Source organism: Terrabacter carboxydivorans (genome assembly GCF_039532035.1).
GTDB lineage: Bacteria > Actinomycetota > Actinomycetes > Actinomycetales > Dermatophilaceae > Terrabacter > Terrabacter carboxydivorans.
This window is the reverse complement of record NZ_BAAARE010000014.1, coordinates 137580-160523: the sequence shown is the minus strand read 5'-3', so window position 1 is coordinate 160523 and position 22944 is coordinate 137580. Positions and strand designations below refer to the sequence as shown.

Below are 22944 nucleotides of genomic sequence, written 5' to 3'. Positions count from 1 at the left end.
GCGGCACACCATCGGCGACCAGCCGCCGGATCAGAGCCCAATCCTCCACTGAGATCACCCATCCAATCTGTCTGGGTGGCCTCGTTTTCGACCGTCGCTATGGCCTCATTTTCGAGCGTCGTCGACAAGACATGTCAAGGGGGCCTTGGAGGAGGGCGGACTTGAGGGTGCGTCTCTAGCGATGCAACAAATCGGACTGTCGGTTCCTGCGCTCGGACTCGGGGTGTCCTTGGCTCGAGGAGCTCACGCGATGCTCTCCAAGCATCGTTTCGAGAAGGCGGCGCTCGAGAACGCGACGCTTTTAGGAGGCGAAGTTGCGGCTGAGCTGAACGATGAAGCAAGGGCTCTCGCCGCGGCCCTCACTGATCTTGCCCATGCTCACGTGCCCGGAGTTCTAGTCATCGAGGACCTCCACCTAATGAGCCCATCCTTTGCCGAGTTCCTCGACGCAGCATCGCAGCGTCGCGGCGCGCATCCAGTGCTCGTGATCGGAACGGCCTGGCCCGAAGGCGAGAACAATGCTCCATACACGAAATGGCGTAGCCGGACGGAGCTGCAGGGGAACGTTGAAATCTGGGACATGCCGGACCTCGAACCCAAGGACCTGCAAACATTGCTGCGCCGGTACGCCCCCGACACATCAGATCATGATGCCGCACAAATTGCGGCGAGATATCCCAACCCGCTCACGATGGAGTTGTTCTGCACGCTCAATGAGACGCAGGAGAGAATAAGTGCAAGCGCTGGCCGCTTAATCGTCTCTGAACTTGATATGTCTCGCCTACCGTTCACCCTCCAAGCTCTATACGAGGCAAGATGGAGCGAGATGTCTCGCGACGTGCAAGATGCACTAGCGTTGGCGTCGGGGGCCATCCCGAACTCGATGTTCTCATGGCGCAGAGAGCCTATCACCGCCATCATTAGTCGAGCCGTTGCGCCTAAGGTGCTTGGACTTCATGTGGCTATGGCCGCAGCTCAAGATCCTTATCACTGGACCACGGAAGAACAGGCAAGCCCCTCCAAAGAGCGCTTCGTTGAGCCAATCCTCTACGAGATCGCGACATCACACCTCACCCAAGGAGTGCGCGAAAAAATGCTCCATTCGACTCGCTCATGGCTTGGGGAGCAAATGGATGCCTTGAGAGACGACGATCAGAACCGCGACCAGAGCGGGGTGCGCCTCGAGTTCGCTGAGTGGTTGACCGCATTCACCCGAATCCACGGGACCAAGTCGGCAACGGAGGCCGAGGCCGTCTTTGTCACTGCCCAAGCGCTGGCTGACGCACACCAGTTTCGGGCCGCAGTCGCTCGCGTCGAGGGCCCCTATCTTGCGCTGATGGGCTTTCATGAAGAAGGAACTCTCATCTGGCGCAATCAACGAGCACTTTGGCTCGGGCTCTCAGGACAGCTCGACAACGCGATCGCAGAATTCGAGGCGCTCTTGAGGGATTGCGAGGGGGTATTGGGAACAGATGATTCCAGGACGCGCACCGTACGACTGAATATCGCCGCCTCATTCGTACAGGCTGGGCGGCCAGAGGAGGCGATCGAGCCCCTGATATCGCTAGTCGAGGGTTCCACCGCGCGCTGGGGAGCCTCTCACCCAGAGACCTTGGCCCTACGACGCGACCTGACCCTCGCTTGGGGAGAGTCTGGTCAGGTGGAGAGGGCCGTTGGTGAAGCCAAGGAGATAGCCCAAAAATGCCAGGAATCTCTTGGGCCGTTGGACCCAGCGACCCTCCAAGCGCAAAGTGACTTAGGCAGGTGGGTAGGGGAGGCCGGCCACTACAACCGTGCCATCGCCATCCTGGAAGGCCTGCTGCCGCTCCAGATCGAAGCGCTAGGAGCAGAGGACCCATCGACCTTCATAACCCGCAGCAACCTAGCCTTTTGGATCGGCGAATCAGGAGACCCTGAAAGGTGTCTTCGCCTGTTCCAAGAGTTACTTGAAGACCAACTTCGACTGTTCGGGCCCGAACACCCGGAAACTTTGGGCACGCGCAACAACGTTGCGTCTTGGACGGGTCGAGTAGGTGACGCCAGCGGCGCGGTACTGCAATTTGGCGAGTTGCTTGAGGCGCAGTTCGGCCTCTTGGGTGCCACACACCCTGACACCTTGGCGACGCGCAACAATTTAGGCTATTGGATTGGCAAGAGTGGTGACACGACAGGAACCGTACAGCATTTCGAGGATTTAGTTGCTGATCTAACCGTTGCGCTAGGGGATACACATCCCCAGACTTTGACCGCCAGAATGAACCTCGGATACTGGATCGGAGATTCTGGTGATCCGCGTGGTGCGGCGAAATTGTTCAAGACTCTGGCAAGTGACTGTGCCAAAGTGATGGGTCCACAGCACCCTGTGACTCTGGGCGCGAGGGCGAATCTGGCTTGGTGGATTGCACAAAGTGGTCAATTGCGCAACGCCGTGCGCCAGTTAGTGAAGTTGGTCGCTGAATGCGACTCCATTCTGGGGAGCGGCCACTCAACGACGCTCGCCTGCAGGCAAAACTTGGATATCCTTCGGTCCCGAATGTCCGGCGGTGGCTGAGACAGGCGTTGCCGTCAGCGCTGGCAGCACTGGATCGCCGACAGCGGCTGATTGGCCGCATCGAGGACCGCTGCGGTCATGCAGCAGCGTGATGGGTGGGCCATGACGGTTTATCCTTGGCGAGTCCTCGCTCATCCCCTCCCCGGAGCCCGGACTAGGTGGACAAGAACCTCTCGTCTCGAATGGCCACGCCGTTGCGCTCAAATGCCTGGACAACAGCGGGCATGCCTCCCTCTCGCACCGGACGGAACTTGTCTTGGACACCCAACAGTTCGAACGTCTGCATTCTCATCACTAACAGGGCCAAGTCGGCGACTAGGCGCATCACGATACCGTCCGGACGATGGTCTCTGTCTGGATGCTTGATGTCGTTGTTTACATGAGCAATGGCAGTCGCAACTTGCCGCACCGACCCCAGCGCTGACACGTCCAGCCCGCTCGCCAGCAGGCAACGTTCAATCTGCATGTGCAGGGGTGTCTTCGGCTTGCGGAGGTCATCGCGGAAGTACCCCATGGCATCGAGACCTAGGACAGTCATGAGCAGTCGTGGCTCCACGAAGCGTGTCGCGCCGTTTATCACCTCGACTGCAGGCTCTACTGCTCGACGAACCAAGGGTTGAGAATACAGGTCGAGCCACCGCTGTAGCCCGCCGGCGCCCAAGTCAGCCAATCGGATGGCTGGCCAACGTAGATCGGTAGTCTCGGCCACAGGTGCCACGAAGTCGCCGGCGGTGCGCTGATAGAGAACGTTGACGAAGGAAGGCTTCTCTTCGTGGCCATCAAGCATCCAAGTTGGGAATTGGTGGTCTAGGACCTTATGAGCTCGCCAACGAATTTGTGTTCCTTGCACAATGGAGAGGAGAGCACGAACCGCCCACTGCGCCTGTATGTGTTCGTCCACGGTTGCGCCCTCAGCGCAGGTCGTTTCGAGCTCAGCGTCCGCTTGGGTGGTGAACCCGATCCCATCCATGGCATCCCATGGCGCCGTGGCCCTGATGGCGAGGGTGAAGGATCCCGACTTCGCCTCGACCACGTCCTTTGGGTCGAGGGTCACGCGAACCTTGAACCGGTCGGCCTTGCGCCTAAAACCAATGTCAATGGACTCGAAGGCGGCGAAATGGTGCAGCCCATCGAGTCGGGAGCGCAGGGTCTTGACCCGGTACTCGCGTTGAAGCTTCCTGGGCTGTCCGAAAATTGCGACTCGAGCGTCGAGCCGACCAAGTGAGTAGACAAGTCCGCGGGCTCCCCTGAACCGTAGGCCAGTCAGCGTGACGTGGCCGTCGGGATCGGCGAATAGGAGGGACTCCGGGGGCGAGGCAGTGCCAAACTCAAACCACTCGCTCGGCAGTTCGAACTGCTCCACTCCATTCACATAGGGAACAGACAGCAGCGCACCCTGCGACGGATCGCGAGTCAGAGTGCACTGTTGATATGGCGTCCCTTCGACATCATCAATGAGCATCCCGACTCTGACGCGGTCGGCCTCCAGGGAGTTGTCCATTGTGCGAACGCTACGGGAATTGGGCGACGGACGGTGCGGTGTTGTGAAGGTGTCCCACGTCAGCGGCACGACTTCTGATCCGGGGGGAGCCCAGAGCAAAGGCCGTTGAGCAGTGGCCAGCAGATGGTCGCCGAGGCGCGTCCTCCCGCCGCCTCCGACCTGGCCTCGCCCGGCTCGTGATCGGAGCACGGCGTCTGGCGAGGAAGCTTCAGTCGAAGGTCGGCCAGGAGCCGCGGCTCTGGAAGTACTCGACCGCTTCCGGGGTGCTGCTGAACTCGAGCAGCCCGCCGACCTTGGCGGCCAGGACGTCACGCACCTGCTCAGGGGTGGCGAAGAAGAACTCCCGGCGCAAGTTCACCCAGTTGACGCGCCGGTCGGCAAACTCCTTATGCAGTTCGTTCTCCAGGGTGATCGCGTCATCGGAGAAGAACAGCGCATGGATGTCGTATGTGAACGGCACCGATGCGTCCCCCAGCTCGCGGACGCGGTCGCGCGGCTCGAGCCTGCGGGTCATACCGATTTTCACGACGTTCGGGCCGAACGCGCCGACGTTAGAGATGACGTAGACGTAACCAGCGCGGATATTCGCGATCCGGTAGTCGTTGGCCTCGATGGCTGCGTCGATCTGACCGAGGCGTCCTGCCAGTTCGTCAGCGGCCGCGTCGTCACCGGAAGCGCGGAGGGCGGCGAGCGCGCTGGCGTAGTGGGCCCGTTCCTTCTCCAGTCGTTCCCGCTCGGCGGCGAGCTCCTGCTCGGCACGCCGCTGTTCGCGTAGTAGCTCCCGCTCTTCCCGTGCGCGTTCGCGCTCCTCCTGGACCTTCATCTGGTAGTCCGCGGTGAGCTCGATCTCGGCCACCCGCAACGCGTGGTAGTCGGGACTGATCCGCATCTCCATCATCGCGCCGAGCTTCTCGATGGCCGCGACCGCCTTGTCGAGACGCCGGGTGGCCGTTACCGCATTGCCGGAGCGAAGGGACCGGACGCACGAGTCCGCTTCCGAGTTGTACGCCCGAAGCATGAGCTTGGACAGGTCCCACACCATCCTCCGGCCCTTCGCGAGGCTGCCCGCGAAGGTGAACATGTCGGCGGCCAGCACCGCGCGCCGGCCCTTGACGAACTCGTCGACCCGGCACTCGATCTCACGGAGCCGGTCCTTGTAGGCGGCGGCGTCCTCGAGAGGATGGTGGTACCGGTAGATGCCCACGTCCTGGAGCACCTGCTGGTCGCTGAGCTCCACGACGTCATCAGCCGCGCCCGCAGTCGCGGCCAGAGCCGTTTCCAACTGTGTGACCCGGCGCTGGAGCCTGCCGATCTCTTCAGCGGACGCCGAGGACGTTCCGACTGCGGGCCCCTCGGGTGAAGGGATCACCAGATCGTCGGACGAAGGGTCCGGCACGGATCGCTCGGCCGAAGCCGGCTTGGTGTCGGGCACAGACAGCGGCCCGTCGTCGTGCTCGGCTGGCAGCCACAGCTGCCACCCCTCCGGCGGGTCGGGCCAAGAGGGGTCCGGTCGCCAGCCGGCCGGTGGGGTCCAACCCGGCGGTGGTGTCGGCCACCCCGGCGGCGAGTTGAACCTCACCCCAGACCTCGGACTCGGACGCCTGACCCGGTGTCGGCCGGTGCCAGGTCGAACGGGGCCTTCGACACGGCGGCCCCGAGGTGGGTCAGGGTGGCGTGCGGCACGACCCGGGCAAGGTCGAACTCGCCGAACGACTCCATGTCTGCCGACACCACAGCGAGGGGCACCGTCTCGGGGAGGCCTGTGGCCGGGGCGATCCGGTCCACTCCTACCGTGAGGGCGATGGTGTGGATCTTGCCGGCGCGGTCGGCTTCGAACACCTCGTGGAGGGTGCGCACCGCAACCTGCCAGACGGCGTCCGCGTAGCGATCCTTCTGCGCCTTCACCGGGAGCATGCTCGGCGTGATCTCGTCCTTGCCCTTGGCGTACCGGTACTCCTTTACGGCGGGCACGTCGGCCGGCTCGGGGATGCGGACGGTCAGCGCCAGCTCGCGGGAGTCGAGATCGAAGGCGTAGTCGTGGCTGACCGGGAAGTTCTCGGGGTAGACGGAGTTGGACAGCACGACACCGACGTACTGTTCGATCGCGTCGGGGACGTCGAAGGCAAGGTCGTTGATGAGCTTCGTCAGGTCGGCGTTGCGCTGCTCGGCCTCCGCCTCTCGCTCCGCGCACTCGCTCTTGTACGTATGTTCGGCCTCGACGAGGTCCTTGACGCGCTGCGCCTCCGCCTGCTCGCGCCCGGCCTGCTCGGCTACGTAGTCATCGTGCATCTTCTGGCAGTGCGCCTGCCACGCTCCGCACTGCTGGCGGTGATCTACCTCTGCCTGCGCAACAGCTTCCTGGTGCTTCTTCTTGCCAAACACCCCGGAAAGTCCGGTCGGTGCCGGGGGGCCCACAAACTCCGGCTGCGGCGGGTAGACAAGCTCCGGCATCGGCTCGGCCGGCACCGCGAGCCTTCCAGGCCTGAACGGCGGGTGCTCCACGGACGTGACCTTCAGCGACTCCAGGTCGACGTAGTCGTCGACCTCGAGCGTCGCGGCGAGCAGCCCGTCGATCTCCTCGTACGCGTTCGCCAGCTCGACGTTCATGGAGTTGGCCTCGGCGGCACGAGCCTCCGCATACAACTGGGCGGCCACCCTTTCCGCTGCCTTCTGCTCGGCAGCCGACGCACGGGCGGTCGCCGCACGCGCATTCTCCGCCTTCCGCCTCGCAATTTCCGCCGCACGCACTGCGGAGGCATGCGCACGAGCCGCGGCCGCCTCCTGCTGACGCCGACGCTTCTCCGCCTGCTGGGCCTGGTGATTCATCTCCGCGAAGAACCCGCGCTTAGCCATCAATACTCCCCTGTCACCGACGCGCGACCACCGCACACCGTCGCCGTCCTTGATAGCAAAGGACCGACGTCAAATGTGTCGATTCGCCTCATTGGACTCCAACTACCCGAAGACAGCGGGCCGGTGAAGCCGCATCGAGAGCATATGGACTCAGGGCAACGGCGGCTGCTCCCTGGGCACCCACCGCGGCCTGCATCCATATACGTCCGTCCGCCGCGTGTTCGCCCGTCCTGAAAGGGCCAGTCGGCGGCATCTCGCGCGGAGTGGACGTTGCCGCGGGACGGCGTCGCCAGGTTGCAGGCCACAAGGGACCCTTTCCACGGCTGACAGTGCCGCTAGCCGGGATGCTCCTTCGTGGTGATGCTCACGCTCGGTCATCTTCCGGCTGGACCTGTAGGCGCTTCAGGACCTCGGCGAGCGCTAGCGACTGCTGCTGTGCCATGAAGGAAGCCCGAAGCATCGGCCCGCCAATGGCGTAGTTGCGATGGAGATGGTTCGTGAAGCTGTCGCCGCCGCGGTCGATGGCATACCCGTGAATGGCCGCACGGGCGGACGCGACGATGCCCGCATGGATGAGGGAGGCGAGCATCTCCAGCTCGGCCAACGTCACGACGAGCAAGCGGGTGCACTCTGGCTGTCGAAGCAGGCCAGCGGACTCGAGCTCGTCGTTGATGTATGCGGTGGTCTCGGCGATGACCGGGAACTCGGCACCTTCGACAACCATGGGCACGACGCGTCGAGGACGCCTTCCCAAGGGATGCGCGCGATGCGCGACCTTGGTCAGGAGTTGTTCGATGGTGTCGTCGAGTTGGCGTGCCTTGCCAAGCACCGACTTTTTCACGTCGTCCCTGAACGCTGAGGCGTCCGCGAAAGCGCGGGCGGGAACCTTGACGTTGTGCTGGACGATGTCGGCCACCAGGACGAAGTCGCCGAAGTCGATGCCGCAGTCCGCGGCGGACCCACCCAGCAGTCTGACTGTCTCTTCCGTGAAAAAGCTGCTGGTGCCGTCGAGCATCGGCGGCGCTGCATCCTTCAGGAGGTGCTCGGCGTGCATCTCGACGAGCTCGGAGTACGTCTGTGTCCACTGGATCCGGGCCGTGTTGCCGTGGGTGTCTCGCTCATGGTCGTGCACCAGCCAGTACAGGGCGCTGGTGAACCTGCGCTGCAGCAGCACCATGTCGATGACGAGAACGTCTGTCTTGCTGAGCCGCAAGAGGGGACGGTTCTCGAACGGCAGGAAGAACCACTCCCCAGCTCCGACAGGACCGCCCTTCAGCGCGCGGGCGAAACCCGCGCGGCTGTCGGAGAAGAGGGTGAGAAACCTCGACACAACGTCGGCTGGCAGGCCGAGCTGGGACATGTCGAGCGCGACGGAAGTCGAATGGACCCCAAGGCTGCTGACGTGAGCGAAGAGGGCGAAGGCTAGGGCCAGGATGTCCTCAAGGTCCAGCCCGGTGGCTTCGCGGACCATGTCGCGCAGAGGGGCCCTCGGCGGATATCGGGTCAGCTGTGACTCGTAGTGCGTCCACAGGAACTCCGTGCGCGCGATCAGGGCGCCGTAATCCAGAGGCAGGTTGAAGAGGGCGTGCACCACCAGATGCATCGTGTCCGACTCGGGGCGGCCACCCATGACCGGTTCGGGCCCGCGCAAATACCGACTCACCATGTCGCCGTGGGCGACATGGTGAGAGAGCAACGTGGCGGCGATGCGTGGGTCGTCGTCGCCGGGTCCGCGGACGACCGGCTCAGTCAAGGCCGCCCTCAAGGCCAGCAGCACCGGCTGCCGTGCCAGGAAGACGAAGTGGGGACCCCGGTCGGTCGGGGCCAGCGCTGAACGCATCGCGGCGGCGAGTGTTGGATCGACGTTCGCCAGGACGTACGCGGTCCACTCGTCGCGTTCGGCCGGGTCGCTGGCGACGCGGGCCGCGAGGGTCAAGGCTGCAATCAGATCCCGCCGTGGGCACAAGTGCAACAACTTGTACAGCCACCCCACATGGCTGTACCGCTGGCCTTTGGCGGCGACGTACTCGGGCGCATACTGCTCGCTGATCAGGTAGCGCGCAGTGCCGTACGGCACCCCGCCGCTGCGTCTTCGTCCCCGTCTCGCTCCCACGGGTGCACCGTACCGATCGCCGCCCGCGGCCAAGTCCGCCGGACTCGGACGTCGCGACCAAGGCGGCCATTCATCGGCGATGCCGCTGGCCAAACCACACCGTTGATTGGTCGCCGATGTCCACAGATGCAGCGTCTTTCCGCCGCCAATGGGCGCACACCGGTTCCCTGCCGCGGACGCGTGATTGTCTGTTCGCAGGGCTGCTGGCGAGCTGGCTTCGAGGGCGAAATCGTGCCCCCGCTCGGCTGTTCGCGCATCAGGACAGACAGGAGGACGGGATGACAATCCTTGCCGAGCGGGCTCTGTACGCGATCCCCGACGCCATGGCGTTGCTGAGCATGAGCCGGTCGGTGATCTACGAGCAAATCCGCGCCGGTCGGCTCGAGGCCGTGCATGAGGGGCGTCGCTGCTATGTCACCGCAGGTGCCCTTGAGCGCTACGTTGCCCTGCTTGAGACGGAGGCCCGTCACCGTGCCGACCAGGCGTAGTCGGGGCGAGGGCGGGCTGCACTTTTCGGAATCCCGGCAACGCTGGGTCGCCACGGCTCACGTCGGCTTCAAGCCGGACGGCAAGCGCATCGTGAAGCGCGCCAGCGGGGTCACCAAGACTGAGGCGAAGACGCGACTGCGAGAGATCTTGCGAGACATGGACGACGGCCTTGGGGTGCAAGGTCACCAGTTCACCGTCGAGGACGCACTCCGAGACTGGCTGGCCTATGGGCTCAGCGGCCGGGACCCCAAGACCGTTGAAGCCAGCCGTATTCTGAGCGAACGACGCATCATTCCGGGACTCGGCCGACGGCGCCTCCGGGAATTGACGGCTGACGACGTCGACGTCTGGTTGGCGAAGGAAGCCCAGACAGCGAGCACGTCAACGCTAAGCAAGTTGCTGTCGATCCTCAGACGCTCCATAGACCGCCAAATGGCTCGCGACAGGGTCAAGCGCAACGTCGTCTTGCTCTGCCAAGTCCCCTCAGGTCGTCCCGGCCGAGCCTCGAAGGCCCTGACGCTCGAGCAGGCCAAGGCGCTGCTGTCTGCGGCCGAGTCAACCGAGATGAACGCGTACATCAGCGTCTCGCTGCTCACCGGCGCGCGCACCGAGGAACTACGGGCACTCACGTGGGCTCACGTCGACCTCGACGGCTCGCCGTCACAGACTCCCCCAGTGCCACCGACTCTCCAGCTGTGGCGCTCCGTTCGCGCACATGGCGACACGAAGACGAAGCTTTCGCGTCGCACACTGCGCCTCCCGTCACGATGCGTTGAAGCGCTCAGGAGCCACAAACTGGCACAGCTCCACCAGCGGGAGGCTGCCGGCGATTCGTGGACTGACCGCGATCTGGTCTTCTGCACCCGCACAGGAGGAGCGCTCGATCCCGCGAATGTGCGTCGAGCCTTTCGTGCCGTGGCTCAACGGGCCGGGCTGGAGGCCGCTGACTGGACACCACGAGAGCTAAGACACAGCTTCGTCAGTCTGCTTTCAGACGCCGGGGTCTCCATAGAGGAGATCGCTCGGCTCGTCGGCCACCGCGGCACGGTGGTCACCGAGGCGGTCTATCGCAAGCAGCTCCGACCGGTCATCACCGAGGGTGCAGAAGCCATGGACCGGATCTTCGGCCCAGAGCCGTAGGTCGATCGCCTGGCGCCAGGGTCCGCGCGGTGATACATAGTCACTCACTTAGTCACTCAGCACAGGCTCGCGTCAACCTGGCCTAGACAAAGCAACAGCCCCTGACCGGCGTTTCCGCTGGTCAGGGGCTGCTTGGTGTTGGTGGGCGATACTGGGTTTGAACCAGTGACCTCTTCCGTGTCAAGGAAGCGCGCTACCGCTGCGCCAATCGCCCGTGGGTGTTGCTGTCCTGCTGGTACTGCTTGGTGTCTCACCGAGGTGGAGACGGGATTTGAACCCGTGTACGCGGCTTTGCAGGCCGCTGCCTCGCCTCTCGGCCACTCCACCGTGGAAGGCAAGTGGATCTTTGCCTCCGAGCGGACGACCGGGCTCGAACCGGCGACCTCAACCTTGGCAAGGTTGCGCTCTACCAACTGAGCTACGTCCGCGGAACACCAGCGTTGTAACTTCCCGCTCGGTGCTTGGTAGACATTAGCCGATCGATCCACGAGATACAAAACCGGCTCCGACCACCCCGTCAGGGCCGTCCGACACCCCGATCCGGGGCCTCACTCGGGGCCTCACTCGGCGCTCGATCCGACACCGGATCCGGCACCCGGCCGGCCGCCTCCTCGGCGCCGAGGGCGCTTTCCCCGACCCCGCGGCGGATGGCCGTCTTGATCGGTCCGGCGTCCGTGCTCTCGAACTGCTGGTCGCGGCCGCGACGCGTGCCGTCACCGGTCACGCGGACGCCCGGGCTGGCAGGGACGTCGACGCCGTCGGCAGTCACGGGCGGGTCGATGTCGGCGACAAGGCCGGTGGCGCCGTCGGCACCGTCGGCGTCGCTTCGCGCCAGCAGACCGCCCGCGCCCTCCCTCGCCCAGTTGACGAGGCGGACGTCGACGCCCTCGTGGAGGTCGACCGGCCAGAGGGTGCGCACGGCCGCGTTGAGCCCAGCGCCGATGAGGATGGCCACGGCCAGCGCATACAGCCACACGAGCAGCACGATCGGCGTGCTGAGGGGACCGTAGATCGACGAGCCACCCATCGAGGCCTCGAGCGAGACCCGCACGACGAAGGAGGCACCGACCCAGATCGCCATGGCGAGCACGGCGCCCGGGATGTTCCGCCGCCACGGACTCCGCTGCGGCGTCGACACGTGGTACATCGAGGCGAGCAGCATGACGCTGAAGACGATGAGCGTCGGCCAGTAGAGCGCCTTGGTCACCGTCGCCGCCGCGTCCGGCAGCCACGAGGCCAGCAGCCCCGGACCGAGGAGCATGAGGGGAAGCACGACCACCGCCGAGAGGATGCCGAAGGTGTAGAGCAGAAGGCTGAACGCGCGCATGTGCACGATGCCGCGGGCGTCCTTCTGCCCGTACATGATCGACACCGTGTCGACGAAGACGTTGAGCGCCCGCGACCCGGACCACAGCGACAGGATGAAGCCGACGGAGATGATGTCGGCACGTCCGTCGCGGAGCACGTCGTCGATCGTCGGCAGCAGCAGCTCGTTGATGCTCGACTCGGTGAGGAAGCGCGAGGCATACACCTGGATCGCGGACACGATGCTGTTGATCGTGTCCGCGCCGATCCAGCCGCCGACGAAGCCGAGGCCGCCGAACAGCCCGAGGACCAGGGGCGGCAGGCTCAGCAGCATGAAGAACGCGCCCTCGGCCGCGAGGCCGGTGACGCGGTAGCGCAGGCAGACCCGGATCGTCTCGAGGGTCAGCCTCGCCAACGGGATGCCCCACGGCACCCGCTCCAGCACTGCCCGCACCCTCGTCCGCACGCTCATCGCCTCCGAGGCTAACCGCCGTCCCGGCAGGACGGTCACCGGTGACGTTCGCGACACGCGTCCACCCGGCGGGCGCCACCCCGCGCCGCCTAGGCTCGATGGGGTGAACACACACGAGGTGACCAACCAGGTGCCGCCGTTCCTCGGCCAGCACTTCCTCACCGACGACGCCCCGCTGCGCGAGTCGGTCGAGCGCTGGGCGGGACCCGACGCGCTCGCAGACCTCGCTCCCCTCGGCGCGCTCGCCGGGACCGAGGAGGCCCAGGAGCACGGTCGCCTCGCCGACGCCAACGTGCCTCTCCTGCGCACCTACGACGCCCGCGGCAACCGGGTCGACGAGGTCGAGTTCCACCCGTCCTGGCACTGGCTCATGACACAGGCCGTCGGGGCGGGGCTCACGGCCGAGCCGTGGACGGCCCCGGCCGGCACGGGCGCCCACGTCCGCCGCGCCGCCGGCTTCGTGCTGTGGTCACGCGTCGAGGCCGGGCACGGCTGCCCCGTCTCGATGACGTATGCCGCGGGCTCGGCCCTGCGACACGACCGCACCCTGGGCGACCGCTGGCTCCCGGCCCTGGCGAGCCGGCAGTACGACTTCGGCATCCGCCCGGTCGCCCAGAAGGCGGGCGCGATCTCCGGGATGGGCATGACCGAGAAGCAGGGCGGCTCGGACGTGCGCGCCAACACGACGCGGGCCACGCCGACACCCGGGGGCCCGCTGCCCGGTGAGACCTACCGCCTGACGGGCCACAAGTGGTTCTGCTCGGCCCCGATGAGCGACGTCTTCCTCGTGCTCGCCCAGGCGCCGGGAGGCCTGACCTGCTTCGTGGTCCCGCGCGCCCTCGACGACGGCACGCGCAACGCGTTCGCCCTCCAGCGGCTCAAGGACAAGCTGGGCAACCACTCCAACGCCTCGAGCGAGGTCGAGCTCGACGGCACCTGGGGCAGCAGGCTCGGGGACGAGGGGCGCGGAGTCCGCACCATCATCGACATGGTCGGGGCGACCCGTCTCGACTGCATCCTCGGGTCGACGGCGACGATGCGCGACGCCGTCTCGCGTGCCCTGCACCACGCCCGCCACCGCACTGCCTTCGGCGCGCTGCTCGTCGACCAGCCCCTCATGCGCAACGTCCTCGCCGACCTCGCCCTCGAGTCGGAGGCCGCGACCCTCCTCGGGCTGCGTCTGGCGCACGCCGTCGACACCGGCGAGACCGAGCTCGCCCGGCTCGGCGTGGCCCTCGGCAAGTTCTGGGTGTGCAAGCGCACCGCTCCCATGGTCGCCGAGGCGCTCGAGTGCCTCGGTGGCAACGGCTACGTCGAGGAGAACGGCCTCGCCCGGCTCTACCGCGAGGCCCCGCTCAACTCGATCTGGGAGGGCTCCGGCAACGTCAACGCCCTCGACGTCATCCGTGCAGTCACCCGTGAGCCGACGACCCTCGAGGCGCTGACCAAAGAGCTCCACCAGGTACGCGGACGCAGCGCCGAGCTCGACGCGCACGTGGACTCCGCTCTGGCACAGGCCCGTTCGCTGGACCCGGCCTCCCCCGCCGCCGCGTTCGGGGCGCGCTCCGTCGTCGAGGCGCTGGCAGTGGCCCTCCAGGGCGCCCTGCTCGTGCAGCACTCCCCCGGCCCCGTGGCGGACGCCTTCGTCGCGAGCCGGATCGGCGGACGTCGAGGACACACGTTCGGCTCGCTCGACGTCGACCTCGCCGGCGCCACGTCGAGCATCATCGAGCGCGCCGGCTGACCGGGCGCACACCGCGGAACCCGCTGTGCGGCATACGCCCTCGCGTCAGCTGGCGGACAGCCGCTTCCTCTCCGCCTCGACGTCGAAGTCGGCCTGCGGCCACTGCAGGTTCAGCCCCCGCAGGGCCTCGAGGAGCAGCTGCTGCACGGCGAGCCGGGCGTACCACTTGCGGTCGGCGGGGACCACGTGCCACGGAGCCCCGACCGTCGAGGTCTTGTCGAGGACGGCCTGGTATGCCTCCATGTAGGCGCCCCAGTGAGCCCGCTCGTCGACGTCACCCGGGTTGTACTTGTAGAACTTGTCGGGGCGGTCGAGCCGCTCGGCCAGACGCGACTTCTGCTCGTCCCGGGAGATGTGGGTCATCACCTTGATGATCGTGGTCCCTGCGGCGGCCGCCCGGCGCTCGAAGGCGTTGATCTGCGCGTAGCGCTTCGACCACACCGCCTCGGGCACCAGCTCGTGGACACGCACGACGAGCACGTCCTCGTACTGCGACCGGTCGAAGACGCCGAGCTGACCGGCCCCCGGGAGGGCCTTGTCGATGCGCCAGAGGAAGTCGTGCGCGAGCTCCTCCTTCGTCGGCGCCTTGAACGCCGTCGCCTTGACGCCCTGCGGGTTCACCGCGATGACGTGGCGCATGATGCCGCCCTTGCCCGAGGTGTCCATGCCCTGGACGACGAGCAGCACCGACCTCCTGCCACCGGCCGTGGCCTCTGCGAAGAGCCGCTCGAGCTGGTCGGACAGCTCGGCCTCGCACGCCTTGAGCGCCGCCTTGCCCGCCAGCTTGTCGCCGGTGAAGCCGGGAGTGGCGGAGGTGTCGACATCGGCCAGGACGAAGCCCTTGCCGACGCGCAGCGCGTTGGCGACGTCCTTGATCTCCTCGACTGCCTCGGCCTCGTGCTCCGCGACCACCTCGTCCTCGCGGGCCTGCTGCTGCACCTCCTCGGCCGCAGCCTTGCTCGCCTTCCTGGCCGCCTTGCCGCCCTTGCCGCTCTTGCTGTCGGACTTCTTGCCCTTGCCCTTCGCGCCCTTGCCCATGGCGTCATCCTGCCGGACCGGACGCCGCCACGACGGGATGCGGGCCCACCGATCCTGCGCCCACCCCAGCCGTCGCCGATACTGGCCGGATGCAGCTGCTCGTTCCCGGTCGCTCCGGCCTGCCGCCCCTGACGGACCTCGACACCGACGCCCTCGTCACGGCGTATGCCGCCCCCGCTGAGGACTGGGTGCGCTGCAACATGGTGACCTCCCTCGACGGCGCCGCGACCGGTGCGGACGGCCGCTCGGGCTCGATCAACAACGAGGCCGACCACGTCGTCTTCGACCTGCTGCGTGCGCTCAGCCACGTCGTCGTCGTGGGCGCAGGGACCATCCGCACCGAGGGCTATCCCCCACTGTCGGTGGACGACTCGCTCATCGGGATCCGTGGGGGTCTCGGGCTCCCGGACGCTCTCCCCCTCGTCGCGGTGAGCAGCCGCGGTGACGTGCCGCCGACCCTGAGCGGCTGCCGCGACGGCCGCGCGGTCCTGGCGGTCCCGGCCTCGGCGCCGGGTCTCGAAGGTGCCCGCCGGGACCTCGGCGGCGACAACGTCATCGTCTGCGGCGACGACGAGCTCGACGTAGCAGCGCTCGTCACGGCCCTGCGCGAGCGCGGGTGGCGCCACGTCCTCACCGAAGGAGGCCCGAGCCTGCTCGGCTCGTTCCTCGCGGCCGACCAGCTCGACGAGCTCTGCTTCACCATCACGCCGCAGCTCGTCGGGGGTGAGCACCCCCGCCCCGTCGGGTCCGACGGCACCCCGGCCGAGCTGGACCTCGGCCTGCTCGTCGAGCAGGACGGCACCCTGATGGGTCGGTGGTTCGTGCGCCGCGACGAATCGTGACCTCGGCTCGCGTGCTCGAGTCGTGACGGCACACCGTACCGGCCGACGCGGCAGCCCACGACGAGTCGGTCAGGTGCTCAACGACTCTCGACGAAGCGGCGCAGCACGCGCTCCCACCGGACGGGGTCGTAGTTCCACTCGCGGCAGTGCCGCGCCGTGTCCCACCGCTCGAAGCTCACGAGGTCGGGTCGTCGGCCCGCGAGCGCGACGGCCGGCCCGACCGGCACGAAGTCGTCACCGTCCGAGGCGATGACGAGCATCGGGTGGCGCAGCTCGTCCGCCCGGGCGACCCAGTCGGTGCGGGCGACGTCGATGGGCTCCCGCACCCCGACGAGCCGTCGGCTCCGGCGCGAGCCCAACAGGTCGGTGGCCACCCGCACGAGCGGGCCGGGCATCCGGTGCAGGCGTCCGTGGTGGCGCAGGACGACACCCCAGTCGATGACCGGCGAGTCGAGGGCCACACCGACGACGTAGCTCGACAGGGGCGAGCGGTCGAGCGTCTGCAGCACGATCGCTCCACCCATGGACCACCCGAGCAGGAGGATGCGTCGCGCTCCGTGCGACACGGCATACCCCATCGCGGCCTCGACGTCGCGCCACTCCGACAGCCCGAGGTTGTAGCGACCGTCCGGTCCCCGTGGTGCGTCGCGGTCGTTGCGGTAGCCGACCACGAGGCTCGTCCAGCCGGCCTGACGCAGGACCGGGACGGCGCGGAGGGTCTCCTCGCGACGGGCACCGCGGCCGTGCACGAGCACGGCCCAGTCGCCCCCGGAACCGCCGTCCGGACGGACCAGCCAGCCGGGCAACGGGCCCACGTCCGACAGGATGCTGACGTCCTCGTCGCGCAGGCCGAGGCTCACGGAGGGCCGGTCCCAGTAGTAGTACTGGTTCCACCGGGCGGTCCCGACCTCGACGACGCCACGGTCGACGCCGAGCAGCCGGCGCGTCACCGTCCCGGCGTGCGCACCAGCATCGGCATCGGCATCGGCATCGGCATCGGCGTCGACGATGTCGCCGACGCGCAGGTGGCCGGCTCCCCCGTCGAGCCACACGCCGTAGCGCCCGGGCACCACCGTCTCGGGGGTCACCGCGAAGGTCACGGTGTCGGCGTCGTGGCGCAGGATCTCGACGTCGTCGGGCTGCAGCTCGTCCGGGGTGATCACCTTGCGCGCGAAGTAGGCCGCCGCCGCGACCGTGCCACCGGCCATGCCCACCACGGAACCGGTGCCCGCGGCGGCCGCCACGAGCACCGGACGCGAGACGAGTCGGCGCACCTGCACGCGCACATCGTCGCAAACGACGGGCCGCAGGCCCCCGCACAGGGGCTCTGGGCGCGTCGCCCACCAACCGTCACCGCCACCCTCATCGGCCGTCGCCCGGATCAACACGTATCAAAGCGGACATCTCGCGGCTCCGTCCTTCGGGAGCCGCACGGACGTCCACAGGCACAGCTGAGGGAGCCCTCGCCGTTCCCCGGCCCGACAACCTCCACCGGGCCGGTCGCAGTCAGGTCGGGACGACTCGGGGCTCGGTCCACGACCTGCCTGTCTCGGGGTGCGAGGGCCATCCGCGCACGTCAGCCACCGTCTCGTTCCCACGAAAGGGGACCACCGTGTTCACAGCCATGCGCCGCAGCGCGCTCAGCATCGCGGCCGCCGGGGCGCTCGTCGCCACGCCCGCCCTCGCGATGGGCGCCGGGGTCAGCCCGGCCACCTACGACGCGTCCGTCGACCCGGGCTCCACCGTCCACGTCACCAAGACGGTCACCACGCCGGACATCCCACCCAAGCCCGACATCGTGCTCGTCGTGGACCGGACGGGCAGCATGGGCGGCGCCCTCAACGACGTCAAGGCCAAGATGGGCGCCGTCATCGACTCGGTGCAGGCGGCCCAGCCCGACGCCGAGTTCGCGGTCGTCGCCTACTGCGACACCGGCGAGACGCCCTTCAGCCTCGTCCGGCAGCTCACGGCGAGCAGGACCGACGCGGTGAACGCCGTCAACAGCATCGCCCTCTGCGGCGGTGGCGACACGCCCGAGGCACAGCTCGACGCCCTGTGGCAGATCGGTTCCGGCGGCGGCCAGATCGCGTTCCGCTCGGGCTCCACCCGCGCCCTCGCGTGGTTCGGCGACTCGAACGGGCACGACCCGAGCGAAGGTCACACCCTCGCCGACGCGATCGCCTCGCTCCAGGGCGTGGCGGCCAGGGTCGTCGCCATCAACGTCGACTCTGGCTCGGGCAACGGCCTCGACAACGGCGGCCAGGCGACGGCCATCACGACGGCCACCGGCGGCCAGTACTTCCCCAGCGTCGCCGAGGCCGGCGTCGCGGACGCGATCCTCGCCGGGCTCGGCAACCTGCCCGCGGAGGTCACCGCGAACGTCTCCTGCGACCCCGGTCTGTCGATCGCCTTCGCTCCGACGCTTCCCCGCACGGTGACGAGCGGTGAGGACGTCGTGCTCGACGAGGCGATCACCGTCGCTCCCGGTGCGACGCAGGGTGCGACCCTGACGTGCACGACGACCTTCCTCGTCAACGGCGCCGACGCCGGTCCGGACTTCGTCCAGACGGTGACGATCAAGGTCAACGACGTGACCCCGCCGACCGTCGCGTGCGGCCCCGGCGTCAACCCCGACGGGGTCACCCCTCCCGGCTACAGCAAGGCGGGCTTCTACCAGCTCGTCGCGTCCGACAACCTGCCCGGGACGACGGTGCGGCTGACGGACACCGCGACCGGCGCGAGCTTCGGGCCCTACGCACCCGGGACCTACGTCAAGCTGACGCAGGCGCCCGGTGCGACGCCCTCGTCGGTGCCGTTCTCGGGCATGGTCGACTGGCACGTCACGGTGCGCGGCGACCTGCTCCTGACCGCCACGGACGCCGCCGGCAACACCGCCACGGCGACCTGCACCGTCCCGCCCAACGGCAGGTGAGGCGGGCCGGCCCGTCGACGGCCTGAGAGGCACGAGGGGTCCCGGACGCGCCGGGACCCCTCGTTGCCGTGCGGGCGTCGACGCGTAAGACCGTCGTAAGCACACGGCGCCCGCCGGGCGGGCACAAACGGGGCGGACGTGGCGTTGGTCAGGTCATGAGACATCGCGACACCTCGAGCACCCCGAGCACCTCCGGCAAGCCGTATGCCGTCCAGCGCACCGACGAGGAGTGGCGCGCCGCCCTCACGCCCGCGGAGTACCAGGTGCTGCGACAGGCCGGGACCGAGCCGGCCTTCCGCGGCGAGTACACCGACACCAAGACCCAGGGCGTCTACTCCTGCCGCGCCTGCGGCACCGAGCTCTTCCGCAGCGACACGAAGTTCGAGTCGCACTGCGGGTGGCCGTCGTTCTACTCCCCGCTCGCCGGTGACACCGTCGAGTACATCGAGGACCGCGCCTTCGGCATGAAGCGCGTCGAGGTCCGCTGCGCGAACTGCGGCTCGCACCTCGGCCACGTGTTCGGGGGCGAGGGCTACGACACCCCGACGGACCAGCGCTACTGCATCAACTCGATCTCCCTGCGCCTGCAGCCGGACGAGGACCCGGCCGCCCAGGCCTGAGCAGGCAGCAGGCCCACGCGCACAGGGTGCTGCGACGACGGGGCCTCCTCGCCTAGATTCGTCCCATGGAGGACGACGGCGACATCCGCATCGGCAGCGCCGAGCGCGAGGAGGCCCTGTCCGCACTCGCCGACCACCATGCGGCAGGGCGCCTCGACGCCAACGACTACGAGGACCGACGCGGCCGCGCCACCGACGCCGTCGTGAGGCGTGACCTGACCTCGCTCTTCACCGACCTGCCCGAGCCACGTCCGACGCTGCGGCCTGCGGCCCTGTCGGGCACCGGACCGGCTCAGCCGCCGGCAAGGGGCCGGTCGGCACAGAGCAAGCTGGGCCGCACGCTGGTCAGCCTGTCGCCGTTCATCGCCGTCGCGGCGTTCTTCATCACCAAGAGCTGGCTCTCGTTCCTGCTCATCCCGATCATCGCGATCGTGGCCAGGGCGCTCGACGAGTGACGTCGGCCCTCAGCGCAGGTTCGCGACGAGCTCTGCCGGCTCGACCTTGGGGCCCGTGAAGAAGGGGATCTCCTCGCGCACGTGCCTGCGGGCGCGTGACGCCCGCAGCTCGCGCATGAGGTCCACGATGCGGTGGAGCTCGTCGGCCTCGAAGGCGAGCAGCCACTCGTAGTCACCCAGGGCGAAGGACGCGATGGTGTTGGCCCGCACGTCCGGGAAGTCGCGGGCCATCTGGCCGTGCTCGCGCAGCATGTCGCGGCGCTCGCCGTCCTCCAGGAGGTACCACTCGTAGGAGCGGACGAAGGGGTAGACGCAGATGTACTTGCGGGCGACCTCGTCGGCCATGAAGGCCGGGATGTGGCTCTTGTTGAACTCCGCCGGGCGGTGCAGCGCCGCGTTGCTCCAGACCGGCTCGAGGTGCTGCCCGAGCTCGGTGCGCAGCAGTCGGTGGTAGGCCGACTGGAGCTGCTCGATCGTCTCGGCGTGCCACCAGACCATGAAGTCGGCGTCGCCGCGCAGTCCGGCCACGTCGTAGAGGCCGCGCACGACCACGCCCTCCTCCGCGAGGTCCGCCAGGAAGGTCTCCAGCTCGGCGGTCACCTTGCCGCGGTCGTCGCCGAGCGGCGCCACGCTGCTGAACACCGACCACATGCAGTAGCGGATGGTGTCGTTGATCTCTCGCATCTGGGCCGGGGACAGGCGCTCGCTCATGGGTCCATCATCCCCCGTGCCCGAGGCTGGCTCCTCAGGGGGTCGCCAGGCTGCGGGCCGCGGCCCGTCCGGACGCGATGCACGCCGGGATCCCCACCCCGTCGTATGCCGCCCCGCACAGGGCGAGCCCACCCGGGAGCACGCGGGTGGGGGCGAGGCGCGCACGGTGCCCCACGGCATACTGCGGCAGTCCCCCACCCCACCGCTGCACGTGTGCGTCGACGGGGTCGGCTAGACCCGGGCCGAGGACCGTCCGCAGGTCGGCGAGGGCGAGCTCGACGAGCTCGTCGTCGGGTCGCTGGAGCCCCGCCTCCTCCCGGTGTCGGCCGACCGAGGCACGCAGGAACGTGCGCTCGGGGTGGGCCGCAGCGAGCCACGGCCACTTCACCGAGCTGAAGGTGGACGCCTTGATGGTCAGCGGCTCGGTCGGCGGGACGAGGAAGCCGCTGCCGTCGAGAACGGCCGGCGGGGGGCCGTCGAGCGCGAGGGTCACGATGGCCATCGAGGCGTACTCGACGCCCCGCAACGCAGCAGCCGCGTCCGGTGCCACGCCGCCGAGCAGTCGCGCCGCAGGAGCCGCGGGCACCGCGAGCACGACGGCGTCGAACCGTTCCTCGACGACGGCCGTCGTGGGTCCGGTCGACACGACCCAGCCGGAGCCGTCGCGGCGCAGACCCCGGACCACCGCGGACGTCCGGACCTGCACGCCGGCGGCGAGCAGCTCGCGCTCGAGCACCTCGGGCAGCGTCCCGAGACCACCGCGCAGCGAGGCGAAGACGGGGCGACCGGCTGACGGGCCGTTGGTCGCAGCATCTGCGGCCGCCCGGGCAACCTCGAGCAGGGGGCGGCCGGTGTGCGCTGCGTCCGCGAGCGCCGGCACGGCGAGCTCCGCGGAGATCTCGCGGGAGTGCCCGGCATAGACCCCGGCCAGCAGTGGCTCGACGAGCCGGTCGGTGACCGCCGCGCCGAGCCGGGTGTCGACGAGGTCGCCGACCGAGAGGTCTCCCGGCACCGGGCCCGGGACGGTCTCGTGGGCCAGCCGGTCCACCTCCTCGTCGGTGAGCAGGCCGCGCACCGACGACGGGTCCGAGGGCACGCCCATGAGGGTGCCGCGCGGCATCGGCCACCGCTTCCCCCGCGAGACGATCGAGGCTCCGGCCGGTCCGGGGTGGGTCACGAGGTCGTCGACGCCGAGCTCACCGAAGAGGGTCAGGGCCTCGGGACGCCGCGCCAGGACCGACTCCGCGCCCACATCGATCCGGACGCCGCTGACGTCCTCGAGGCGCAGCTTGCCGCCCAGCCGGTCAGAGCCCTCCAGAACGGTGACCGCGACGTCACCGCCCCGGCGGCACAGCTCCCAGGCAGCCGCGAGCCCGCTGATCCCGCCACCGACGACTGCGACCGACCTGACCATGTCGCCACTCTCCCACCCGCCCGTCGGCGGTTTGGCCAGGGCCCTACCGATGGGGGAGGGTTGGGACCATGGGTACCCCCGCGATGCTCGTCGCCCAGCCCGTCGCGGAGCTGTCCGGACTCGTCGGGGTCGCCTATCGCGTCATCCAGGGGCTCGGCGAGTGGGGTGTCGCGGGTCTGACCTTCGTCGAGACGGTCGTCCCGCCGATCCCCAGCGAGGTCGTGCTCCCGCTGGCGGGGTTCATCGCGCGCCAGGGCGGCCTCGACCTCGCCCTGCTGCTCGTCACGAGCACGGTCGGCTCCTACGTCGGAGCCCTCACGCTGTACCTCCTGGCCGCCCGGCTCGGGCAGGAGCGCGCCGTCGACCTCATGGGCCGGCTGCCCCTCGTGGACCGCGACGACTTCCTGCGCGCGACGGAGTGGTTCGACGACCACGGCCGGCGTTCGGTCTTCTTCGGCCGGCTGGTGCCCGGTGTGCGCAGCCTCGTATCCCTGCCGGCGGGGGCGGTCCGCATGCCGCTCGCGCGGTTTTCCGTCTTCACCATCGCCGGCAGCGCGCTGTGGAACGGCCTGCTCATCGGTCTCGGCTGGGTGCTCGGCTCGCGCTACGAGCTCGTGGACCAGTACTCGTCGGTGCTCGACTGGGTCGTCAGGGGCGCGGCGGTGGCCCTCGTGGTGTGGCTCGTCGTGCGGCGGGTCCGCCGGGGCTGACGCAGGGCCTGCGGGCCCGTGGCCGACCGACCGGGCGCGCCCGTGGTCCCGGTC

The 22944-nt window shown here is 68.3% G+C and carries 18 protein-coding genes and 3 tRNA genes; 9 read left to right on the top strand and 12 right to left on the bottom strand.

What is annotated here, in order from left to right:
• Positions 1-250: 250 nt before the first annotated feature.
• Positions 251-2551 carry a tetratricopeptide repeat protein gene (locus ABD297_RS16365; protein ID WP_344256104.1) on the top strand — a complete coding sequence of 767 codons (2301 nt, stop codon included), beginning with the start codon at positions 251-253 and terminating at the stop codon, positions 2549-2551.
• Between the two features lie 154 nt (positions 2552-2705).
• Here the strand turns inward: ABD297_RS16365 and ABD297_RS16360 are convergent, their stop codons facing one another.
• The 4 genes from ABD297_RS16360 to ABD297_RS16345 all read right to left on the bottom strand — a co-directional run bounded on the left by ABD297_RS16360 (position 2706) and on the right by ABD297_RS16345 (position 8982).
• Positions 2706-4052, bottom strand: coding sequence for a hypothetical protein (locus ABD297_RS16360; protein WP_344256103.1), 1347 nt, complete (start codon positions 4050-4052; stop codon positions 2706-2708).
• Between the two features lie 208 nt (positions 4053-4260).
• Entirely contained in the window at positions 4261-5631 is a 1371-nt protein-coding gene (locus ABD297_RS16355) for an SNIPE associated domain-containing protein (RefSeq protein ID WP_425581182.1), read from the bottom strand.
• Complete coding sequence (locus ABD297_RS16350; protein WP_344256101.1) at positions 5628-6905, bottom strand: hypothetical protein; 1278 nt, start codon at positions 6903-6905, stop codon at positions 5628-5630. The genes ABD297_RS16355 and ABD297_RS16350 overlap by 4 nt, the downstream gene beginning before the upstream one ends.
• A 364-nt stretch (positions 6906-7269) precedes the next feature.
• On the bottom strand, positions 7270-8982 hold the full coding sequence (locus ABD297_RS16345; RefSeq protein ID WP_344256100.1) for a hypothetical protein: 1713 nt from the start codon (positions 8980-8982) through the stop codon (positions 7270-7272).
• Between the two features lie 314 nt (positions 8983-9296).
• On the opposite strand from ABD297_RS16345, the gene ABD297_RS16340 reads away from it, so the two are divergent.
• Positions 9297-9506 carry a helix-turn-helix domain-containing protein gene (locus tag ABD297_RS16340; RefSeq protein WP_344256099.1) on the top strand — a complete coding sequence of 70 codons (210 nt, stop codon included), beginning with the start codon at positions 9297-9299 and terminating at the stop codon, positions 9504-9506.
• Positions 9490-10647, top strand: a complete 1158-nt coding sequence (locus tag ABD297_RS16335) for a site-specific integrase (protein WP_344256098.1) — start codon at positions 9490-9492, stop codon at positions 10645-10647. The genes ABD297_RS16340 and ABD297_RS16335 overlap by 17 nt, the downstream gene beginning before the upstream one ends.
• Before the next feature lie 139 nt (positions 10648-10786).
• Here the strand turns inward: ABD297_RS16335 and ABD297_RS16330 are convergent.
• The 4 genes from ABD297_RS16330 to ABD297_RS16315 form a co-directional block, all read right to left on the bottom strand.
• A tRNA-Val gene (locus ABD297_RS16330) sits at positions 10787-10861 on the bottom strand.
• A 42-nt stretch (positions 10862-10903) separates the two neighbouring features.
• A tRNA-Cys gene (locus ABD297_RS16325) sits at positions 10904-10974 on the bottom strand.
• 28 nt (positions 10975-11002) lie between these two features.
• Positions 11003-11075: transfer RNA gene (locus ABD297_RS16320), tRNA-Gly, on the bottom strand.
• Positions 11076-11164: 89 nt separating this feature from the next.
• Positions 11165-12424: a YihY/virulence factor BrkB family protein gene (locus tag ABD297_RS16315; protein WP_344256097.1), complete on the bottom strand. Its 1260-nt coding sequence runs from the start codon at positions 12422-12424 to the stop codon at positions 11165-11167.
• A gap of 103 nt (positions 12425-12527) precedes the next feature.
• Here ABD297_RS16315 and ABD297_RS16310 point away from each other — a divergent pair, with 103 nt between their 5' ends.
• Positions 12528-14168 carry an acyl-CoA dehydrogenase family protein gene (locus tag ABD297_RS16310; protein ID WP_344256096.1) on the top strand — a complete coding sequence of 547 codons (1641 nt, stop codon included), beginning with the start codon at positions 12528-12530 and terminating at the stop codon, positions 14166-14168.
• 45 nt (positions 14169-14213) lie between these two features.
• On the opposite strand, the gene ABD297_RS16305 is transcribed toward ABD297_RS16310, so the two are convergent.
• Complete coding sequence (locus ABD297_RS16305) at positions 14214-15206, bottom strand: polyphosphate kinase 2 family protein (RefSeq protein WP_344256095.1); 993 nt, start codon at positions 15204-15206, stop codon at positions 14214-14216.
• 89 nt (positions 15207-15295) lie between these two features.
• Here ABD297_RS16305 and ABD297_RS16300 point away from each other — a divergent pair, with 89 nt between their 5' ends.
• On the top strand, positions 15296-16048 hold the full coding sequence (locus ABD297_RS16300) for a dihydrofolate reductase family protein (protein WP_344256094.1): 753 nt from the start codon (positions 15296-15298) through the stop codon (positions 16046-16048).
• Positions 16049-16125: 77 nt separating this feature from the next.
• On the opposite strand, the gene ABD297_RS16295 is transcribed toward ABD297_RS16300, so the two are convergent.
• Positions 16126-17328: an alpha/beta hydrolase family protein gene (locus ABD297_RS16295; RefSeq protein ID WP_344256092.1), complete on the bottom strand. Its 1203-nt coding sequence runs from the start codon at positions 17326-17328 to the stop codon at positions 16126-16128.
• Between the two features lie 332 nt (positions 17329-17660).
• Between ABD297_RS16295 and ABD297_RS16290 the strand changes: the two genes are divergently transcribed.
• The 3 genes from ABD297_RS16290 to ABD297_RS16280 all read left to right on the top strand — a co-directional run bounded on the left by ABD297_RS16290 (position 17661) and on the right by ABD297_RS16280 (position 20055).
• Positions 17661-18980: a vWA domain-containing protein gene (locus ABD297_RS16290; protein WP_344256091.1), complete on the top strand. Its 1320-nt coding sequence runs from the start codon at positions 17661-17663 to the stop codon at positions 18978-18980.
• A gap of 155 nt (positions 18981-19135) precedes the next feature.
• On the top strand, positions 19136-19600 hold the full coding sequence (gene msrB, locus ABD297_RS16285; protein WP_344256090.1) for a peptide-methionine (R)-S-oxide reductase MsrB: 465 nt from the start codon (positions 19136-19138) through the stop codon (positions 19598-19600).
• A gap of 65 nt (positions 19601-19665) precedes the next feature.
• Positions 19666-20055 (top strand): DUF1707 SHOCT-like domain-containing protein, encoded by a 390-nt coding sequence (locus ABD297_RS16280; RefSeq protein WP_344256089.1) that lies wholly within the window; start codon positions 19666-19668, stop codon positions 20053-20055.
• A 9-nt stretch (positions 20056-20064) separates the two neighbouring features.
• On the opposite strand, the gene hemQ is transcribed toward ABD297_RS16280, so the two are convergent.
• The gene (gene hemQ, locus ABD297_RS16275) at positions 20065-20766 is read right to left on the bottom strand and encodes a hydrogen peroxide-dependent heme synthase (protein WP_344256088.1); all 702 of its coding nucleotides are present in this window, start codon (positions 20764-20766) and stop codon (positions 20065-20067) included.
• Positions 20767-20800: 34 nt separating this feature from the next.
• Positions 20801-22180 carry a protoporphyrinogen oxidase gene (gene hemG / locus ABD297_RS16270; RefSeq protein ID WP_344256087.1) on the bottom strand — a complete coding sequence of 460 codons (1380 nt, stop codon included), beginning with the start codon at positions 22178-22180 and terminating at the stop codon, positions 20801-20803.
• 68 nt (positions 22181-22248) lie between these two features.
• Between hemG and ABD297_RS16265 the strand changes: the two genes are divergently transcribed.
• Positions 22249-22890 carry a DedA family protein gene (locus ABD297_RS16265; RefSeq protein WP_344256086.1) on the top strand — a complete coding sequence of 214 codons (642 nt, stop codon included), beginning with the start codon at positions 22249-22251 and terminating at the stop codon, positions 22888-22890.
• Positions 22891-22944: the final 54 nt, after the last annotated feature.

What these genes read in the sequence shown, in the direction of transcription:
- hemG (WP_344256087.1), bottom strand. Translation starts at nt 22,180, where the DNA reads ATGGTCAGGTCGGTCGCAGTCGTCGGTGGCGGGATCAGCGGGCTCGCG.
- ABD297_RS16280 (WP_344256089.1), top strand. Translation starts at nt 19,666, where the DNA reads ATGGAGGACGACGGCGACATCCGCATCGGCAGCGCCGAGCGCGAGGAG.
- ABD297_RS16300 (WP_344256094.1), top strand. Translation starts at nt 15,296, where the DNA reads ATGCAGCTGCTCGTTCCCGGTCGCTCCGGCCTGCCGCCCCTGACGGAC.
- ABD297_RS16360 (WP_344256103.1), bottom strand. Translation starts at nt 4,052, where the DNA reads ATGGACAACTCCCTGGAGGCCGACCGCGTCAGAGTCGGGATGCTCATT.
- ABD297_RS16350 (WP_344256101.1), bottom strand. Translation starts at nt 6,905, where the DNA reads ATGGCTAAGCGCGGGTTCTTCGCGGAGATGAATCACCAGGCCCAGCAG.
- ABD297_RS16265 (WP_344256086.1), top strand. Translation starts at nt 22,249, where the DNA reads ATGGGTACCCCCGCGATGCTCGTCGCCCAGCCCGTCGCGGAGCTGTCC.
- ABD297_RS16365 (WP_344256104.1), top strand. Translation starts at nt 251, where the DNA reads ATGCTCTCCAAGCATCGTTTCGAGAAGGCGGCGCTCGAGAACGCGACG.
- msrB (WP_344256090.1), top strand. Translation starts at nt 19,136, where the DNA reads ATGAGACATCGCGACACCTCGAGCACCCCGAGCACCTCCGGCAAGCCG.
- hemQ (WP_344256088.1), bottom strand. Translation starts at nt 20,766, where the DNA reads ATGAGCGAGCGCCTGTCCCCGGCCCAGATGCGAGAGATCAACGACACC.
- ABD297_RS16305 (WP_344256095.1), bottom strand. Translation starts at nt 15,206, where the DNA reads ATGGGCAAGGGCGCGAAGGGCAAGGGCAAGAAGTCCGACAGCAAGAGC.
- ABD297_RS16340 (WP_344256099.1), top strand. Translation starts at nt 9,297, where the DNA reads ATGACAATCCTTGCCGAGCGGGCTCTGTACGCGATCCCCGACGCCATG.
- ABD297_RS16315 (WP_344256097.1), bottom strand. Translation starts at nt 12,424, where the DNA reads ATGAGCGTGCGGACGAGGGTGCGGGCAGTGCTGGAGCGGGTGCCGTGG.